At 44.8% G+C, this 17,805-nt stretch carries 18 protein-coding genes; 8 read left to right on the top strand and 10 right to left on the bottom strand.

Annotated features, from left to right (window positions below; all coding sequences use genetic code 11):
- Nucleotides 1-98: 98 nt before the first annotated feature.
- The 6 genes from AC4EHK_RS14885 to AC4EHK_RS14860 all read right to left on the bottom strand — a co-directional run bounded on the left by AC4EHK_RS14885 (nucleotide 99) and on the right by AC4EHK_RS14860 (nucleotide 7,272).
- Nucleotides 99-1,835: a carbon starvation CstA family protein gene (locus AC4EHK_RS14885; RefSeq protein WP_490979575.1), complete on the bottom strand. Its 1,737-nt coding sequence runs from the start codon at nucleotides 1,833-1,835 to the stop codon at nucleotides 99-101.
- 233 nt (nucleotides 1,836-2,068) lie between these two features.
- Entirely contained in the window at nucleotides 2,069-3,004 is a 936-nt protein-coding gene (locus tag AC4EHK_RS14880; RefSeq protein WP_490979574.1) for a ketopantoate reductase family protein, read from the bottom strand.
- Nucleotides 3,005-3,074: 70 nt separating this feature from the next.
- Nucleotides 3,075-4,049, bottom strand: coding sequence for a quinone oxidoreductase family protein (locus AC4EHK_RS14875; protein ID WP_490979573.1), 975 nt, complete (start codon nucleotides 4,047-4,049; stop codon nucleotides 3,075-3,077).
- Between the two features lie 12 nt (nucleotides 4,050-4,061).
- Nucleotides 4,062-5,819 carry an acyl-CoA dehydrogenase FadE gene (locus AC4EHK_RS14870; RefSeq protein ID WP_490979572.1) on the bottom strand — a complete coding sequence of 586 codons (1,758 nt, stop codon included), beginning with the start codon at nucleotides 5,817-5,819 and terminating at the stop codon, nucleotides 4,062-4,064.
- Nucleotides 5,820-5,910: 91 nt separating this feature from the next.
- The gene (locus tag AC4EHK_RS14865) at nucleotides 5,911-6,468 is read right to left on the bottom strand and encodes a TetR/AcrR family transcriptional regulator (protein WP_490979571.1); all 558 of its coding nucleotides are present in this window, start codon (nucleotides 6,466-6,468) and stop codon (nucleotides 5,911-5,913) included.
- A 30-nt stretch (nucleotides 6,469-6,498) separates the two neighbouring features.
- Nucleotides 6,499-7,272, bottom strand: a complete 774-nt coding sequence (locus AC4EHK_RS14860) for an SDR family oxidoreductase (protein ID WP_490979570.1) — start codon at nucleotides 7,270-7,272, stop codon at nucleotides 6,499-6,501.
- A gap of 221 nt (nucleotides 7,273-7,493) precedes the next feature.
- On the opposite strand from AC4EHK_RS14860, the gene AC4EHK_RS14855 reads away from it, so the two are divergent.
- From AC4EHK_RS14855 to AC4EHK_RS14845, 3 genes are all read left to right on the top strand, one after another.
- Entirely contained in the window at nucleotides 7,494-8,054 is a 561-nt protein-coding gene (locus AC4EHK_RS14855) for an SLOG family protein (RefSeq protein ID WP_490979569.1), read from the top strand.
- Nucleotides 8,055-8,142: 88 nt separating this feature from the next.
- The gene (locus AC4EHK_RS14850; protein WP_490979568.1) at nucleotides 8,143-9,633 is read left to right on the top strand and encodes a glycine betaine uptake BCCT transporter; all 1,491 of its coding nucleotides are present in this window, start codon (nucleotides 8,143-8,145) and stop codon (nucleotides 9,631-9,633) included.
- A 107-nt stretch (nucleotides 9,634-9,740) separates the two neighbouring features.
- A complete protein-coding gene (locus AC4EHK_RS14845) occupies nucleotides 9,741-11,114 on the top strand; it encodes a Glu/Leu/Phe/Val family dehydrogenase (RefSeq protein WP_490979567.1) in 1,374 nt (457 codons plus the stop codon).
- A gap of 34 nt (nucleotides 11,115-11,148) precedes the next feature.
- Here AC4EHK_RS14845 and AC4EHK_RS14840 read toward each other — a convergent pair whose 3' ends face one another.
- Nucleotides 11,149-12,057, bottom strand: a complete 909-nt coding sequence (locus tag AC4EHK_RS14840) for a catalase family peroxidase (RefSeq protein WP_490979566.1) — start codon at nucleotides 12,055-12,057, stop codon at nucleotides 11,149-11,151.
- A 228-nt stretch (nucleotides 12,058-12,285) separates the two neighbouring features.
- Between AC4EHK_RS14840 and AC4EHK_RS14835 the strand changes: the two genes are divergently transcribed.
- The 4 genes from AC4EHK_RS14835 (at nucleotide 12,286) to AC4EHK_RS14820 (ending at nucleotide 15,417) form a co-directional block, all read left to right on the top strand.
- Complete coding sequence (locus AC4EHK_RS14835; protein ID WP_490979565.1) at nucleotides 12,286-12,555, top strand: GNAT family N-acetyltransferase; 270 nt, start codon at nucleotides 12,286-12,288, stop codon at nucleotides 12,553-12,555.
- 91 nt (nucleotides 12,556-12,646) lie between these two features.
- The gene (locus AC4EHK_RS14830) at nucleotides 12,647-13,891 is read left to right on the top strand and encodes an erythromycin esterase family protein (RefSeq protein ID WP_490979564.1); all 1,245 of its coding nucleotides are present in this window, start codon (nucleotides 12,647-12,649) and stop codon (nucleotides 13,889-13,891) included.
- 143 nt (nucleotides 13,892-14,034) lie between these two features.
- Nucleotides 14,035-14,973, top strand: coding sequence for an aldo/keto reductase (locus AC4EHK_RS14825; RefSeq protein WP_490979767.1), 939 nt, complete (start codon nucleotides 14,035-14,037; stop codon nucleotides 14,971-14,973).
- 306 nt (nucleotides 14,974-15,279) lie between these two features.
- Nucleotides 15,280-15,417 carry a hypothetical protein gene (locus tag AC4EHK_RS14820; protein WP_490979563.1) on the top strand — a complete coding sequence of 46 codons (138 nt, stop codon included), beginning with the start codon at nucleotides 15,280-15,282 and terminating at the stop codon, nucleotides 15,415-15,417.
- Here the strand turns inward: AC4EHK_RS14820 and AC4EHK_RS14815 are convergent.
- Complete coding sequence (locus tag AC4EHK_RS14815) at nucleotides 15,410-16,087, bottom strand: hypothetical protein (RefSeq protein ID WP_490979562.1); 678 nt, start codon at nucleotides 16,085-16,087, stop codon at nucleotides 15,410-15,412. The genes AC4EHK_RS14820 and AC4EHK_RS14815 overlap by 8 nt on opposite strands.
- Nucleotides 16,088-16,216: 129 nt before the next feature.
- Between AC4EHK_RS14815 and yxiS the strand changes: the two genes are divergently transcribed.
- On the top strand, nucleotides 16,217-16,513 hold the full coding sequence (gene yxiS, locus AC4EHK_RS14810) for a protein YxiS (RefSeq protein ID WP_490979561.1): 297 nt from the start codon (nucleotides 16,217-16,219) through the stop codon (nucleotides 16,511-16,513).
- Between the two features lie 28 nt (nucleotides 16,514-16,541).
- Here yxiS and AC4EHK_RS14805 read toward each other — a convergent pair whose 3' ends face one another.
- Both AC4EHK_RS14805 and AC4EHK_RS14800 read right to left on the bottom strand, forming a co-directional pair.
- Complete coding sequence (locus AC4EHK_RS14805) at nucleotides 16,542-16,736, bottom strand: hypothetical protein (protein ID WP_490979560.1); 195 nt, start codon at nucleotides 16,734-16,736, stop codon at nucleotides 16,542-16,544.
- A gap of 115 nt (nucleotides 16,737-16,851) precedes the next feature.
- Nucleotides 16,852-17,802 (bottom strand): ATP-grasp domain-containing protein, encoded by a 951-nt coding sequence (locus AC4EHK_RS14800; RefSeq protein ID WP_490979559.1) that lies wholly within the window; start codon nucleotides 17,800-17,802, stop codon nucleotides 16,852-16,854.
- Nucleotides 17,803-17,805 lie beyond the last annotated feature (3 nt).

Here is a 17,805-nt window from a genome sequence, read left to right as displayed (position 1 = left end):
TTAAAAACAGAAGGGACCACAAAACGCATGATCCCTTGGCTGCTTCTCTATTTTCTTCGTTTTTGCAGGCTGCGAATATGCAGCCTTACTCAGTTGAGTTAGTCTTCTTCTGAAAAGTTAGGATCGGTCTTTTTCAATAATGCCTGAATAGCTGTCAAGATAATCCACAATGTAAAGACGAAAATGATGGCGCCAAAGACGAACAGCAGGGTACTTGGCTGGTCAGCGTACCAAGCCCATTGCAGGAATACCTGCTGGAACATGGCCCAAAGCGTCATGAACATTAAGAAAATCATCGGAATGATGGTGATCATGTAATTGCGTCCGAGTTTTCGCAGCCAGATGGAAATCAGCAATAGACTGATGCCCGCGAGCAGCTGATTGGCTGTACCGAACAGCGGCCACAGTAAGTAACCGCCTGAACCAAATCCATTTGGCCCTTCAGGAAGAAGAACCAATGCGGCGCTTGCTCCAACAGCGATCGTTGTCGCCACATGCTTTTTCTCAAGAGACGGAATTTTGTATTCCACCCCTAATTCCGAAATGATGTAACGCATTAAGCGAACTGACGTATCCAAAGTAGTAGCCGCAAATGAAACAACAATGATGGACACAATCGTTGAAGCAACTTCCGGCGGAATCAGTAAACCTTGTGCCAAATTGGTAGCCCCTTCGATAAAGGCGCCTAATCCAGCTCCATTGGAAGCCTGGAAACTGCTGTAAGTGGCAAAGAACGATTCGCGGTCTGGGAACAAGGTGATGACCGCAATGATGGAAATCAAAGCCAAAACCCCTTCACCCACAGCTCCTAAATAACCGACAAAACGGGCATCGGTTTCTTTATCCAGCTGCTTTGATGAAGTACCCGAAGAAACAAGTCCGTGAAAACCGGAAATGGCGCCACAGGCAATCGTGATGAAGAGTAACGGGAACCAGGAAATGTCCGCATCCGGATTGGTTGCCGGTGCCGTAATTTCGGGATTGGTGAACAACAACCCAAGATAAAGAATACCAAGTCCAACGATTAGTTGGTGGGAGTTGATAAAATCACGCGGCTGAAGCAATTTCCAGACCGGCAACGTGGAAGCGATGTAAACATAGACCATCAAAACAATGATCCATATAAAGAAGGCTGTTGAGATCGAGCCAAGACCGAACAATCCGGCACCATCTTCTCCGCCCATATATTCCACAAGGTCAATTTGAAGAAAGCTCACTTGGCTCGCAACAATGGCTGTTATGTACATGACTGCCAAGGCAACAAGCGAGGGAATCAACATTTTTTTGTTTTTCTTATACACAGCATACCCGATCCAAATCGCTAACGGAATTTGAATAAACACCGGGATGACGCTGGCCGGATAAGAGATGAATAAATTCGCGATAACCCAAGCAAATACGGCATTCACCATTAGAACCAGGATGAGGATAATGAATAAGAACAAAATCTTGCCGCGCTGGCCGATCAAGCGATGCGCAAGCGTCCCAACTGATTGTCCTTTGTTCCGGACTGATAAGACCAGTGTGCCGAAATCATGCACACCTGCCGCAAAAACAGTACCCAGTACAACCCATAAAACTGCCGGCAGCCAGCCCCAATAAACAGCAATGGCTGGACCTAAAATCGGTGCAGCTCCTGCGACGGAAGTAAAATGATGCCCCCATAGCACAAATTTATTGGTAGGCACAAAATCCACACCATCTTTAAAACGATGCGCGGGTGTCACATAATTTGGATCAAGCCTAAAAATCTTTTCTGCTATAAATTTGGAATAAAAGCGGTACCCCAGTATAAATATAAAAATTCCAATAGCAGCTAATGCAATCGCATTCACAACCCCAACCCCTTTTTTCTTTTTTTGCAAGCGCTACCAAAACGCTTGTAACTTAATCATAGAGGAGTGACACAATAATGTAAATGTTCTGATAAATTTATCATTTCACGATACTGGCAGTTTGCACAGTTGTTTCCACCGGTCAGATGTGGAGCAACCCAGAGCTTCTTCTTCCAGTTTCCGCTCAAAGGAGTTGCTCGGAACTGTTTAACCGGTTATTCCAGCTCTTATTTTCAAACAGTTTGCTGATCCGTATTTATTTGCTGTTCATAAAGTTGGAGTTTAGTGTAAATGATTTCAAGAATGGGAACTGCCATCTCCATTTCTCGAGCACGGGCAAACAGGTAGCCTTGCAGATGTTCGACTTCAGTAGGCTGCAACTTTTCAATATCTCGCTGCATGGATGATTTCATCCCTGCTGCCATACTGTTGATTCGCTTTAATTGCGTATCTGCAATTCCAGATTGAATCGGAGCTTCCATCTTTTCCATAATTGCCACAAGCTCCTGCAGAAGCATGCGGATCGTGCGCTGGCCTGTTTCAAGATCCCGTATTGGCCCGATAGGTGATTCCATCATGGAAGTGATTCCTGACAACGCGGTGATAAACAAATACTTGTGCCACATGTCCTGATCGATGTTATCGCTTTTGATAAATTCTGCTTGGGTTCCTGTAAAGATCTGTTCCAGCTTGTCAATCCGCTCTGTTTTTTTGCCCATTCGCTCTCCGTACACCAATTGATGAACAGGGCTCGTCTGAACAATTGTGCCGTCCTCTGCTAAAGTGGTTTCGATAAAACACAATCCGCCAAGGACTCTTTTTTCACCAAAAGCTTCGATCAGCGTCTGCAAATGGGAAATTCCGTTTAGCAACGGCAAGATCATGGTTTCTTCACCTACGAATGGCTGAATATCGTTTATTGCATCGCCAAGTTGATAGGATTTTGTGGACACCAATACAACATCAAACGGCGAACTTTGTTCCGATTTGGTGATTAGCTTCGGTTTCAAGTGGAGATCTCCATGGTTGCTTTGGATGTTCAAACCTGTTTGGTCAAGCTTCTTCTTTCTGCCTTCTCTTACCAAAAAAGTAACGTCCTCTCCTTTTTCCAGTAAGCGGCCGCCAAAATAGCCCCCAATTGCACCTGCGCCAACAATTAAAATCTTCATTCTTCCACTCCTTTGTTTTGCTTTCCGTCTGAATCTATAGCATTTGCAGCCCTTTTATTTCCGATCAATTCTATGGCTTCAGTACTAGCTTGCCAATGGTCTTTCTCCCTTGCAGCGATTGATGTGCTTTTGCAGCTTCTGCGAGCGGATAGGTCGCTCCAATTGTTAAAATCAGTTGTCCGCTCTTCATATAGCCCAATAATTCACTGAAACTCTGTTGGAACAGTTCTGGGTACCGCATGATTTGAGGCAGGAAAAACCCAATCACTGACTGATTTTTACGCATTAACTGGCCCGGGTTGAAAGTTGCTTGTTCGCCACTGGCAGCTCCGAATATTACAAGACGCCCAAAAGGTGCGAGGCATTTTACTGTTTGGTTGAAGACTTCGCCTCCTACCATTTCAAGCGCTAAGTCGACGCCTTTGCCGTCAGTAATGGACTTCACTTTTTCAACCCATCCTTCTTCCGAATAGTTGACCAGATGAGTTGCTCCCATTTTTTGTGCATGAAACAGCTTTTCTTCCGTACTCGCGGTGGCGATAATTTTTCCGGCGCCGAAAATCTTCGCTAATTGCACTGCAATGGCTCCAACCCCGCCGGCCGCAGCATGAATGAGCACTGTTTCTCCCTTTTGAAGCCTGCCCATGGTTTTCAAAATATGATAAGCACTTAGCCCCTGCAATGGCAATGCGACAGCTTGATCAAAGCCGACACCTTCCGGAACTTCTGTTAGCACACTTTGATCGACGGCGGCATATTCTGCATACCCTGCAGAACCGATGAGTGCTACAACGCGATCACCTGCTTTAAAGTTCTCCACATTTTCTCCAACCTCAACAATGACGCCAGCTACTTCTGACCCTGGAATATATGGCAACTCAGTGGGCACCACATACTTGCCCTCGCGTCTTGCTGTATCGGCATAATTGACGCCAATTGCCTTCACTTCAATAATGACCTCTGTAGCTGCTGCGTCCGGCTTCTCTGCTTCCACAAACTGCAGTACGTCTGGTCCACCGTATTCTTCAAACTTGATCACCTTCATGACTGTCTCCTCCTAACAACTATAATGTCCTGCCTCTATCAGTTCCTCTGCTATTTGCCGTTTTACTTTATCCAGCCCACCGCGCTGCAGCCGAATCAACTCGTTTGTTACAACTGCCGTATTCTGTGTCAATTGTTCTTCAGCAGAAGCTGCCTGCATCAATTTCCGCGCAGCCATCTCAACTTCTAGTAACACATCTCCAGTCAATGCCTGCACCATAAGAACTTTTAAAGCAGACGGGTCTTTTTCCATAGTTTTCGCTGTCCTCATTACGGCAGACTCCAAAGCATATAATGCAATAGCGATATCGGCCAATGCCATTAAAACTTCCTGTTCGCCACCTAAACCGCTGCCATATGAATCATAGGCAATTCCTGTACTAAGCAGAAATATGCGGCGTATCGCCTCTACAGCTTCTATTTCCCGGGAAATCGGACCATGAGCTAAAGGACACGGTGACTTCATGTCTTGAATAGCTGAAGCCATCAATTGCGGCAATTGCACCTTTCCTTTTGAGGCCTGCTTCAACAGATTTCCAGGAATCAGCAATCGGTTGACTTCATTTGTCCCCTCAAAAATCCGGTTGATCCGCGAATCCCGATACATTTGCTCCACTTTATACTCTTTGATAAAACCATAGCCACCGTGCAATTGCAGTGCTTCATCCACGACAAAGTCAAGCGTCTCAGAGCCATGCACTTTGCAAACTGCGCATTCGACGGCATACTCCATAAGCTTTTTGGCGATGATGCCATGATCTGTTGCCTCATCAAGACCACCAAGCACATTTTCCAGATATCCCGCAGTTCGGTACTGAAGAGATTCGGAAGCAAAAATTCGCAGCGCCATGTTCGCCAGCTTTTCCTGCGTCGCTGTAAATTCAGCAATTGCCTTCCCAAATTGCCGGCGCTCTTTGGTGTACTTCAATGTCAGCTCCAGACCATATTTGGCTGCACCCATACAGGCAGAACCCAAGTTGTAGCGCCCCAAGTTCAAGACATTCAATGCGATAACGTGGCCTTTTCCAACCTCCCCAAGCAAATTCTCGACGGGAACCTCGCAATCTTCGAAAATGACTGCGCGTGTAGAAGAACCCTTTATGCCCATCTTTTGTTCCTCGGGTCCAAGCGACAAGCCAGGATGGTTTTTTTCAACAATGAAAGCCGTAAAAGCTATGCCGTCTACTTTCGCATAAACGATAAACGTATCGGAAAACTCCGCGTTGGTAATGAACATTTTCGTTCCATTTAATAGGTAATGAGTTCCTGCATCATTCAATTTGGCTGTCGTTTTGGCAGACAGGGCATCCGATCCTGCTTCTGGTTCTGTCAGGCAATATGCACCGATAAATTCGCCAGAAGCTAGTTTCGGCAAATATTTTTCTTTTTGCTGAGAAGTTCCAAAATAAGTGATGGGCAAAGTTGCAATACACGTATGGTTGGAATGTGCCACTCCATAGCCTCCAGCTGAACCGAGCGACTCTCCGACCAAGCCTTTACTGATTTTATCCAGCCCAAGGCCACCGTACGCCTCGGGGATACTGTGGCCCAGCAACCCCAGCTCGCCTGCTTTTCCAAAAAGTTCCTTCACTAAACCAAAGTTCTGATTTTCAATCTCTTCGTTGTTTGGCCGAATTTCTTTTTCTAAAAAAAGCTTTGCTGTTTTGGCAATCAGTCGATGTTCATCGGTGAAATCTTCCGGTATGAAAAATGGCTCAGAAGGTTGGTAAAGAAAAGCCGTGCCTTTATATGTGGTTGTTTTAACTTCCATGATGGCTCGCCCCCATGACTAATTTTTTGCCGCCAAAGATCAACACCAGACAAATGGTAAGTTGATCCATTAGTTGTATCTCCTTTAAACATCAAGCAATGCCGTGGAAAATTAAATCGCTATATATACCAGCCAGCCGATCAGCTGAAATCCCGCCGGTTGGATTAAACCACTGATAACTCCAATTGGTGACACCTAAAATGGCAAAAGCAACCATCTCCGGTTCAAGCTCTTGCCGAAATTCATGTTTTGCAATGCCATCACTTATAATTCTTTCAAGATTTTTTCGGAACTTCTCCCGTTTCGCTTTCACTTGTACCGCATGATCTTCGCACAGATGGCGCATTTCTCTAAAAAACACTTTCCCACTCGGTCCGTGGTTCGCAATATCTGTAATTAATAACGCAACCAACTGCTCCAGCTTTTTTCGATTACTGGACTGGCTTTGTTGGATCTTTTCCTGGCGTCCCAACAGGTCATCGATATACCCCAGGTGAATGTCCATTAGCAGCTGCTCTTTGCTCGTAAAATAATAGTAAAACGTTCCTTTCGTTACACCCAACACTTCAACAATGTCCTGTATCGAGGTCTCACTAAAGCCTTTTCTCTCAAATAGGAGAATGCTTTGCTGTTTGATCTCTTCTTTCATGACTATTCGCCGCCATTCGTTTTGCGTAATTTAAAGTGCGTGCATTCCGCCGTCGACAACAACCACATCACCAGTAATGTAGTCGGACGCTTTGGATGCCAGAAACAACGCCGTTCCTTTCAAATCCTCTTCTGTACCGAAGCGATTTAAAGGCGTCCGTGCAAGCAGGCCATCCTGTCCTTTTTCCATCACCGCTTTTGACATTTTAGTTGGAAAGAAACCAGGAGCAATAGCGTTTACGTTGATGTTGTGCTGTCCCCATTTAGCCGCAAGATCTTTCGTAAAAGTAATGACGGCTCCCTTGCTGGTGTTGTAGCCGATGGTATCCATGAGCGTCGGATCAATTCCACCCAGCCCTGCGACCGATGAAATGTTGATAATTTTCCCGCTCTTTTGCTCAATCATCTTCTTGCCAACTTCCTGGCTCATCAGAAATGTACCAGTAACATTTACGTCCATAACTTTCCTCCACGCATCCAACGGCATATCGACCACAGGGGTCCCCCATGTTGCACCAGAATTATTCACCAGGATATCAATGGAACCAAACTTCTCAATTGTTTGGTGAACCACGTTTTCGACATCTTTCGGATTGGTAACATCACAAGCCAACGCCAGCGTGCCAATTCCCATTTCACTCAGTTTGTCAGCTGTTTCCTGGCAAGCTTCCACTTTCCGTGAGCACAGGACAACGTTCGCACCTGCCTCAGCAAAAGCCTCTGCCATCATCGCGCCAAGGCCGCGACCTCCCCCAGTGATAATAGCGGTTTTGCCATCAAGCTTGAATAACTCTAAGACGTTCATTTTTTATCCCCCTGACGAATAATTAAAATTGATACTAACTAGTTGGTATGTTCAGAATACTCAAACTTTATGTTACCGCTTTCAATTTTGGATTGCAAGGAGAGATTACATAAAATTACAGTTCACTTCTCGGCTGCCTTACGGTTTCAATGATGCAAGTATTCAATCCACTCCCTTTCCTGTAGACTAAGATTGCAAATCCCTGAAAAGGAGTGAAGATATTGTTGAAGCGATTGGTCGTTACCGGATACAAGCAACATGAATTGGGAATATTTGATGAAAAAAATCCAGGCATCCGATTTATTAAAAAAGCGCTGGAGAACCGATTTCGCGCATTGCTCGATGAGGGGTTGGAATGGGTTATTTTAAGTGGACAACTTGGAGTTGAAACATGGGCTGCAGAAGTCGTGATGGACATGAAAGAAGAATTTCCAGAGTTGAAGTATGCTGTGCTGACCCCTTTTCTGGAACAGGAAAAAAGATGGAATGAAACTAAGCAAGAACAATATCGGTTAATTCTTTCTAACGCTGATTTTCATCGCAGCTTGACCAGCAAACCATATGAAGCACCCTGGCAGTTTATCGAAAAAAACAAGTTCTTTCTGCGCAATTCCGATGGTATTTTAATCGTCTATGACGAAGAAACCGATGGCTCCCCAAAGTTCATCAAAAAAGAAGCCGATCGTTATGCAGAAACCACAGACTATCAGGTATTAACTATAACTGGCGATGATTTGCGTGTGGTAACAGAAGAAGAACAAATGAATGAGTGGGATACCTAAAACCCGTCAACGCGCCTTCCAGTTGACTATATGCGAGCTTTTCGGTAACCTTAACAACTATGTTAAAATAATTACTTCGGGAGGAACTATGAAGAAAGCTTCGAAAGTCTTTTACATCACATTCGCATTAGTCATTCTCACTGTCGCTTTCGGTGTCATTGCGCCGGAAACCTTTGAAACCGCCACTGGAAATATCCGCAGCTATATCAATACCGCATTTGGCTGGTATTACTTACTGATTATGGCCGTGCTATTAATTTTTGTTGCCATCATCATGGTCAGCCCATACGGAAAAATCCGTCTTGGGAAAGACTCAGATCGTCCTGAATTTTCTACGTTCAGTTGGATTTCGATGCTGTTTTCAGCAGGAATGGGAATCGGCCTTGTTTTTTATGGTGCTTCCGAACCTCTTTCTCACTTCGCTATTCAACCAGCGACTGCAGAACTTGGTTCCGACGAAGCTTTTAAGGAATCTTTACAGCGTTCTTACTATCACTGGGGCATCCATGTTTGGACTATGTATGGAATGGTCGCTTTGTCTTTAGCCTTTTTCCAATTTAGAAAAGGCCAACCTGCATTAATTTCATCAACACTGAAGCCGATTTTTGGCGACAAGATGAACGGTCCTTTAGGAACGTTTGTTGACGTACTCGCTGTTTTTGCTACCGTCTTTGGCGTAGCAACTTCACTCGGCTTTGGCGCTGCTCAAATTAATGGAGGAATTTCCTACCTGTTCGGTGCACCTCAAGAATATTGGGTTCAAATGGTCATCATTGGTGTGGTCACTATCCTGTTCATCATTTCCGCATGGTCAGGGCTGAACAAAGGGATTAAATATTTGTCCAACACCAACATGGTTTTGGCCGTCATTTTACTTGTTCTGGTACTTGTACTAGGTCCAACTCTATTAATCTTGAATATGTTCACGGAAACTTTCGGAGCATATGTCCAAAATCTGATCAGCTTGAGTTTTCAATCTGCGCCTCTGGATGCAGAAAACCGCAGCTGGCTGGATGGCTGGACTATCTTTTATTGGGCTTGGTGGATTTCTTGGGCGCCATTTGTCAGCATGTTTATTGCCCGCATTTCCAAAGGCCGTACCATTCGTGAATTCTTGGCAGGCGTAGTGCTTGCCCCAACAATTTTTGGATCGATTTGGTTTGCCGCTTTCGGAACAACTGCCATCAACATCCAAAAAAGTGGCATTGATTTAACGGCATTCCCAACCGAACAGACTTTGTTTGCAATGTTTAACGAATTGCCTTTAGGATTTCTCATGTCGATCGTCGCTATTTTGCTGGTCAGCACGTTCTTCATTACATCCGCTGACTCTGCCACTTTTGTGCTGGGAATGCAATCAACGCGCGGTTCCTTGCTGCCAAGTAACCAAATCAAGATTCTTTGGGGAATTGCCCAGTCAATGGTCGCTGCCATCCTGCTATCAGTAGGCGGCTTGACTGCTGTGCAAAACACCATCATTATTGCGGCTTTGCCGTTCTCTTTTGTAATAATTTTAATGGTGTTTGCTTTATTTAAAGCTTTGAATCTGGAATTGCAATTGATGAAGAATAAGAAATAACTAGCTGCCGTTTCCGGGGACCTTCCCGGAGGCGGCTTTTCCATTGATTAAAGAAACATGGAGTGGGTATAAGATAACTAGACCATACACTTGGAGGTGTCCCGGATATGCAAACAGAAACCCAAAAAATCATCCAGGAATCACTGGATGCACTGCTAGAAAACGACTCGTTTTTGCCCGATTTAACAGACCGAAAACAAGCTTTCGCTTCACTGAGCGCCATTCTTTCCACTCCTGACAAAATACATAAGTCTTTCCTTAGAGTTCCATTGGACAACGGAAGCGTCGTGCGCATTCCAGCTTATCGTGCACAACACAACGATGCGATGGGACCTTATAAAGGCGGCATCCGCTTTCACGAAAGCGTCAATGAAGAAGAAGTCATCAACTTGGCATTTTTGATGACTTTAAAAAACGCCTTGCATAAAGTACCATTTGGAGGCGGTAAAGGCGGCATTGAAATCAATCCACGTGAATTCTCGGAAAAAGAGCTGAACTTGATTTCCAGAAAATATGTTCGGTATTTTTCGGATGTTATCGGTCCTGATAAAGACATTCCCGCGCCAGACATGGGATCAGGCGAACGCGAAATGGATTGGATGATGGCCGAATTTAAGAAGGTCCATCATGGTACTCCTTACCTCGGAAGCTTTACCGGCAAAAGTGTCGTAAACGGCGGTTCTCTCGGAAGACGGGAAGCAACCGGCAAAGGCGTTTATTTCACATTCCGTTACTTGTTGCACGATTATGTAAAAGAAAATGAACAACTGCTGGCCCAAAGCGATAACCGCTTTGCCAAAACCACATTGTCTCTTTACGACCGTCCATTGAAAATGGCCGTTCAGGGCTTTGGGAATGTTGGTGCAGTGGCAGCTCTCGAAGCTTACAACTGTTCTTTGATCAACCATAAAATTGTGGCCGTGAGTGATCGCAATGTCACTTTATTCAACGAAGACGGACTGGATATTCCGGCATTGATTGAATTCACGAAAACAAGCCGTGGGGACTTGCCATCAACAGAACAGCATCTGCAAGGTGCCGGCATTAAAGCCGAAATAAAAGAACGGGACAGTCTCGTCACATTGCCTGTGGATGTTCTGCTGCTGGCGGCATTGGAAAACCAAATCCATGAAGGCAATATGAAAGACATTCAGGCGCGGATCATTGTCGAAGGCGCAAATGCTCCGACTACTGCACAAGCTGATGAATACTTGAATGAACAGGGAGTTGTCATCATACCGGATATTTTGGCAAATGCCGGAGGGGTTATCGTTTCTTACTTTGAATGGCTGCAAGGCCGCGAAACACAATTCTACACAGAAAAAGAAGTTTACCGGTTATTGATTGAAAAAATGCAGGAAACGATGGACATGATTCTCCCGCAATACTACGGAGATCCCTACGCCCTACGCCAAAATTGCTTTATCCATTCCGTCATGCGATTATCGACGGTGATTTACAAACAAGGCAAGCTTTACTAGAATGCAGAAACGCACAGCCAGTGGCTGTGCGTTTTTACATTTCGGAAATTCTCCGCTGATGGGAGATGGTGTATGCATCGTGGCGAAAGTTTAAGATGCGGTCTTCCGAACATTCGATGCCTTCCGTCATTAGCGTTGGGTCGTACATGACCGCTTCTGCTGCCGGTGCTTCTTCAAAAATTTCTAAATAGCCAATCGATAGCGTTTCACGATCTTTCGGCCATTCTTTTGTCGGGTCGTCAGTCGGATCTCCTGGCTGTCCCAGTACGATGTCCAGCCGGAATTTTACAGGCGCTCTTACTACCCGATCTTCAATATCCGCTTCAAAAAATCCGATTGGCAAAGCGGCTGCATCAAGCGGCGATAAGGTTTCCACTCCACTTTCCGGTTCCCAACGATACTTGATTGGCTGCCGCTGCCCTTCTTCACTAATAAAATAAAATGCATGAATCGAATGGTATTGCCCAGTTGCAAAGCTGGCGGGTGCCTGCATTTTTCGGATATTGGCAATCATTGCACCGCTTTCTGGATAATCCGCAAGCAAACCTCCCAATTCTGTTAAACTGGGTTTGCCTTTTTTGAACGATTCGACGACGCCAAGCATTTCGGTAAAAATCTCGGGTGTTTTAGCAAAGAAAATAGGCGACGTGACACCCACAATATTGGTAGCTTCTCCATTTGGCAATTGGAACTGGACCGCCATTCCTTTAACTGGAGACATTGCATCGGCCCATGTTGGATTTGGAGAAAAATGCGAAAAACGCACAACTGAATCGCTTTGTCCTTTTTGAAAATGCGGAGCAGTCGTCCATCGGCTAGCGGAACCGTTCGCCGTGAAGCGCGCCTTATAACTTTTCCCTCGCGCATGAGCTCGCCGATAGCGCGGATACGTACCAAATATTTTTTCAATCCGATCAATGGCTGTGTTTGCCAATTTATCCATTTGCATCACCTCTTATATCGTTTCATACCCGTTTTCACATCTTTAAACGGCTCGATACAGATATACTTAAAACTAGTAAACAGTGGCAGCTACTGGAATCACCTTCGTTCTTCCGTACTGACAAAGATATTAGTAGGGTTCCTAAACAAATTCCTTCGAATTTCTTGAATATTCATAGGCAGAGAGGGAATACAAAGAGAGATAAGCAATAAAAAGGAGGCAATATCCATGGATTTTAAACACGAAAACAATAAGTTCTCGGCTCTGGAAAATTCTGAAGAATTGGCTTTCCTGAGCTATATACCAAATGGCGATGTACTGACTGTCGACCACACCGAAGTTTCTCCGCAACTGGAGGGTCAAGGAGTTGGCAAGAAGTTAGTAGAGCAGGTTGTTGAATATGCCCGCAGCGAAAACAAGACGATTGATCCCCAATGTCCATTTGCTAAAAGCGTAATCGAAAAGACACCTGAATTCCAAGACGTATTGGAAAAATAATTAAGCATCCGCTCTCAGCGGATGCTTTTTTTATACCTTGTTTGCAGGAAGCACAAGCGGGAACATGAACAGTAAAAAGGGGTTGGACAAGGTGAAGACATCTCTTGAGGAAGCAGTCCGGATGCATGCACAGCCATTCAATTCGATCGAAGACTTAGCACCTCTTATCCAATCAATTGGAGATGCAAAGTTTGTCCTTCTTGGAGAAGCAACACATGGTACATCTGAGTTTTATACATGGCGGGCAGCTTTGACCAAAAAACTGATTCTGGAAAAAGGGTTTTCGTTGATTGCAGTTGAAGGCGATTGGCCGGCTGCCCAACAAGTAAATCGCTACATCAAAAACTTTCCCTCAAAAGAACAACAGCCGTATGAAGTACTTGGAGCCTTTCAGCGATGGCCTTCTTGGATGTGGGCCAACGAAGAAATAGCTGATTTTATCCAGTGGCTGAAAGCGCATAATGATACCACTCACCAAAAGGTCGGTTTTTATGGCATCGACGTTTACAGCCTTTGGGAATCCATGGAGGAGATTGTACATCGACTGGCAGATATAAACCCTACCGGCGAAGATATGAAATTGGCCAAAAAAGCACTGGCTTGCTTCGATTCTTTCCATCGTGTACCGGAAAATTATTCTGCCGCTGCCGTCGACTCCTTAAAGTCCTGCGAGAAAGCCGTATCTCAATTGCTGGCATCCGTTTGGTCCAATGAAGAACTGTACAAAGATTCTCACGAAAGCGATCTGGATTTAAAGATCAATGCATTGGTCGCAAAAAATGCCGAAGACTATTACCGTGCCTTAGTAAAAAGCGACGAAGTTTCTTGGAATATCCGCGATGAGCATATGACAGAAGCCATCAACGAAATACGCGACTATCACGGCAAAGAAGCAAAGATCATCGTCTGGGAGCACAATACCCATATCGGCGCTGCCAATGCTACAGAAATGAAAAATGAAGGCATGACCAATGTGGGGCAAATCATTCGGGAACAAAACCAGAAAGAAGATGTTTACGCAGTCGGTTTTGGCACCCATTCTGGTACTGTCATTGCCGCACCATCTTGGGAAGAACCCTATGAAAAAATGATGATTCCCCCTGCTAAGCCTTATACATGGGAAGATCTTTTGCATCAGACTGGTGCATCGGACAAGTTTCTGTTGTTCCATTCGCAAAACTTTGCTTTGTTTGATCGTTGGGTCGGCCATCGTGCAATCGGCGTCGTCTATAATCCGGAATTTGAATCGTATGGCAACTATGTGCATTCCAAAATGGCACGGCGATATGATGCGTTTATTTTCATTGATCATAGCCATGCATTATCTCCACTTTAACCGACTGCGAAAAATAGACGATTTGAGCATTTTTACACGTACTTTAAATTTCGAATGTTATGATAAAACAAGACTTGCTTGGTGAAACACCACGCACTGAGCTAAGCAGAAAAAGAATGACCATCAAAGGAGCTGGACTGACAATGACGGAACAGAAGAAACAACTTGGAAATACGGGCTTGTTCATCAACCCAATCGGCCTTGGCATAAACGCTGTTGGCGGGCACAACCTTTACCCTGATTTAAATGAAGACACTGGCAAAGAGCTGGTCCACGCCGGTATCGACAACGGATTAAATTTCATCGATACGGCCTATGCATACGGATATGGGCGTTCAGAAGAATTGCTGGGCGAAGTGCTTCAGGAATCCGGTGCGCGCCAGGAAATGGTAGTTGCGACAAAAGGGGCTCAGCGCCGTCAAGGTGAAGAGCACATTACCGACAACTCGCCTGCATTTTTAAAACAGTCAGTTGAAGATAGCTTGAAGCGACTTCAGACCGATTACATTGATTTGTTCTACATCCACTTTCCCGATGAACAAACACCAAAAGCTGAAGCTGTGGGCGCTCTGCAGCGCTTGAAAGAAGAAGGAAAAATCCGTTCCATTGGCGTATCAAATTTTTCAATGGACCAACTAAAAGATGCCAATAAAGATGGCTATGTCGACGTTTTTCAAGGAGAGTACAATCTGCTGAAGCGCGAAGCAGAAGAAGATTACTTTCCTTACGTAAAAGAACACGGAATCTCTTATGTTCCGTACTTCCCGTTTGCTGCAGGTTTGCTTGCAGGCAAATACGATAAAAATAAAACCTTCAATGACTTGCGGACGAACATGCCCCATCTTCAAGGGCAAGAATTTGAACGCAATTTAGAAAAAGTCCGGAAACTCAAAGCGCTGGCAGAAGCAAAAGGTGCCGAAACCGCACATGTAGTGCTTGCCTGGTACTTGGCACGCCCTGAAATCGACGGCGTTATTCCAGGTGCTAAACGTGCAGATCAAGTACTATCGAATTTGAGCGCATTGGATGTTCAGTTGAGCACCGCAGAAATTCTCGAAATTGGCTCTATTTTTAACGACTGACACAAATAAAAGGCGGCCCACCAGGGGCCGCCTTTTATCAGACTGTCGAGAAACTTCTAACAAGTCGTGGATTTCCGAAGCTTACCGTTCGCTTTCGGGCCCACAGGATGTGGGTCATCCAGCAGGTGCGACAGGACGTCGCGTCCCACCTGCTGCCCGGGCTCGCGTCCAAGCCTCCTCTGTTCCCTGCGGGGTCTCGGCCGTCTCGCTTTCCCGCTGGAGTCGAACGGACGCTTCTCCAAACCACTTAGTAAATGTTCTCTTTTTTAACTGTAGCGGAAGGCGGCGACTCCTACGGGAACAGTGATGGAGCAAAGCGACAGAGCGACACGAGCTGGAGCCACTGGACTGAGCGCAGCGAGGGAAGCGGCAGAAGCCGTGCCCGTGGAACGCGTCCGCCTGAAGCGAAATGAAAGTGTGATGCCTTTTATTTTGTTTATCTGAATTCGCCGTCTGTAATGTTGTACAAATAACTCCAGTTGTCCGCTTTGTAGAGCTCATTGAAAGAAAGCCGATCCCCAGTGCCGAGGGTCACTTCTTCTCCAACAATCGCTACTACCATAGCCGTCCCTGTATTATCCAAGTTCAAGTAAACATCTCCGATAGAAGGACGAATTGCGTTTTTCTCGCGCAATACTTCTTCCAATTGAGCATCCTGCTCCAGCTGGTCAGCTGAAACTTTGGATTTATCAAAGTATACGATATCGTTGCTGCCCGCTTCTTCGCCAGGAACCATTACAAAAAATTCTTTTGATTTCACGGTGTTTTGTCGAGTAGTAATGACATTCTTGCCCTCGACCGATTCAACTTTTTCGAACTCGTTCAATGAATAATGGTCCATATAATCTGGATCCGGTTTTGTGATTAGGATGTAGCCGCCTTCTTCTGCTTGGCGATCATCACGCAAGGTGTAGCGTGCTCCAAAGAATAAGAATGAGTCCATGTTCTTCGGTTTGTAAAACGTAACTTCATCAGCCTTGCTTGCGACTTGCTCCATGTCTTTGACGCGGAACATAAGCACCGACTTTTTAGCCAGCGGTTTTACAGAGTATACCTTGTGCAATTCATTTTGAAAATAAACGAATTGTCCTTTTCGTACTTGCAATAATTTCATAATTTACCCTCCGATACTGTCATTGCCATAATTTCATTCTAGAGGAAAAAAGGATAGAAGTCCATGCAAGCACTCAGATTGTTTGGTATGCTTCTATCACAAAAACTTTTAATGACGGAGGTGCCTTGAGTGGATATTGAAAACCGTGATGAATTTATCATCAAAAAGTATCAGCAGGAAGAACAAATTATGGTCCAACTGTTTGTCCAATGGTGCACGAATCATCAGCTGAATCCGGCTGAGCTTTACCAGCGTGCCTATCCGGGACAACCGCAAAGCGCGGTATTGGCTGCCGCAATCGATGAGACTGATGCAGAAGAATTGGATATTGACCATGAAACTTTGCTGGACGTCCTGCAAATGTTCGGAAATGATGATTTGGCTTTTGTTGTTTCAGAAGAAATCGAAAAACTCCCTAAAAAATAAAAGATCCAGTGCAACAGCACTCGATCTTTTATTTTTTGCGTTTCCGCAATTCTTTTGCCTTATTTTCAATATGGCTGGTGCGCAAATTTTCGAATCGGTTAGATGCGATATTGCTGTAAATTTTATCAAACTTCGACTTATCTTTGGCTGGTTCAACTTCTGTTTCTTCCATTTCATCTGCCTCTATAGGTTCTGGACGTTCTTCTTTTTGATCATTAACCATTTGGCCTTCACTCCTTTTCTTAATGCGCTCTTACTTTAAAAGTTTCCCTTGATTGCTTTATGATAAACACCAGAAAAAACGGCCATCTCGCGTTAAAAGATGGCCGCACTTTCTATCAAACAGTTAGTTTCGTCGCTTTTAATTCTTTTTCGAGAAACTTGGCAAGTTCCAGCATGCCATATTTCCCAGCTTCTGCTTCTGCATCGGCATTGTAGTTGGTGTTGGTGTTCACGTCATAAGTAAAGATATCTCCCGCGGCGTTGCGAATAAATTCAATTCCGGCTACATTGATATTGTTTTGCTGCAGAAACGCTTCATACTTTTCAAGGATTGGATCATTAAAGCCTTGAATCACTTGGAATTTCGGCTTTTCTTCCACTTCTTCCCCTACCGGACAAAATAAATCATCAATCCGGCAAGCATCCGCTGGACATAATTCAAACCCTTCAGATGTATCCACTTGCACAGCATAAACAAATTTCCCGCCGACAAATTCACATCGGGTGATAAATGGTTCCGGGGCTTGAATATACTCCTGGATCAAGGTAATTCCGTCAATAGATGGTTCAAATTCAGAGCCTTCGACGTATTCTCTCAAAGCTTCGTGCGAATGGAATAAACGCACACCCAATCCTTTGCCGGCACGATTGTGTTTCGTGATAAAAGATGGAATATCCATTTTTTCAGCAGCTTTTAAAATCTGCTCTTGTCCGTTTACAGCAATCGTTTTCGGTGTCTGAATCCCTGCAGCATTTAAAGCCATGTATTGGTTAACTTTGCTGACTTCCAGGCGCAAAGCGCGGCTGCCATTAAAGACTGTGCGGCCATGATGCTCAAGCCATACCAGTAAGGACTCGGTCAGCTCAGGCGCAAAACGATGACCTCTTGTATGGGAAGATGCGCTCATTCGGCTATAAAAAATGCCTTCAGGCGGTGCTTCGTTCAAGTCGACTAACCCCTCATCAATAAACCAATCTTCGTAAGGCAAGTTCAGTTCATCAAGCCGTTTGAATAGGTGGGTGGTCCATTCTTCATTTTCGTGAATCACATAAATTTTTTCTGACATCTT

The organism is Planococcus sp. TJ-307, from assembly GCF_058268435.1.
The sequence above is the reverse complement of the archived record's forward strand: the minus strand, read 5'-3'. Positions and strand labels throughout refer to the sequence as shown.

Bases quoted from the DNA above. Each gene is read 5' to 3' on its own strand.
- AC4EHK_RS14880 (WP_490979574.1), bottom strand. From the start codon at position 3,004: ATGAAGATTTTAATTGTTGGCGCAGGTGCAATTGGGGGCTATTTTGGC.
- AC4EHK_RS14875 (WP_490979573.1), bottom strand. From the start codon at position 4,049: ATGAAGGTGATCAAGTTTGAAGAATACGGTGGACCAGACGTACTGCAG.
- AC4EHK_RS14870 (WP_490979572.1), bottom strand. From the start codon at position 5,819: ATGGAAGTTAAAACAACCACATATAAAGGCACGGCTTTTCTTTACCAA.
- AC4EHK_RS14865 (WP_490979571.1), bottom strand. From the start codon at position 6,468: ATGAAAGAAGAGATCAAACAGCAAAGCATTCTCCTATTTGAGAGAAAA.
- AC4EHK_RS14860 (WP_490979570.1), bottom strand. From the start codon at position 7,272: ATGAACGTCTTAGAGTTATTCAAGCTTGATGGCAAAACCGCTATTATC.
- AC4EHK_RS14850 (WP_490979568.1), top strand. From the start codon at position 8,143: ATGAAGAAAGCTTCGAAAGTCTTTTACATCACATTCGCATTAGTCATT.
- AC4EHK_RS14845 (WP_490979567.1), top strand. From the start codon at position 9,741: ATGCAAACAGAAACCCAAAAAATCATCCAGGAATCACTGGATGCACTG.
- AC4EHK_RS14840 (WP_490979566.1), bottom strand. From the start codon at position 12,057: ATGGATAAATTGGCAAACACAGCCATTGATCGGATTGAAAAAATATTT.
- AC4EHK_RS14835 (WP_490979565.1), top strand. From the start codon at position 12,286: ATGGATTTTAAACACGAAAACAATAAGTTCTCGGCTCTGGAAAATTCT.
- AC4EHK_RS14825 (WP_490979767.1), top strand. From the start codon at position 14,035: ATGACGGAACAGAAGAAACAACTTGGAAATACGGGCTTGTTCATCAAC.
- AC4EHK_RS14820 (WP_490979563.1), top strand. From the start codon at position 15,280: ATGGAGCAAAGCGACAGAGCGACACGAGCTGGAGCCACTGGACTGAGC.
- AC4EHK_RS14815 (WP_490979562.1), bottom strand. From the start codon at position 16,087: ATGAAATTATTGCAAGTACGAAAAGGACAATTCGTTTATTTTCAAAAT.
- AC4EHK_RS14805 (WP_490979560.1), bottom strand. From the start codon at position 16,736: ATGGTTAATGATCAAAAAGAAGAACGTCCAGAACCTATAGAGGCAGAT.
- AC4EHK_RS14800 (WP_490979559.1), bottom strand. From the start codon at position 17,802: ATGTCAGAAAAAATTTATGTGATTCACGAAAATGAAGAATGGACCACC.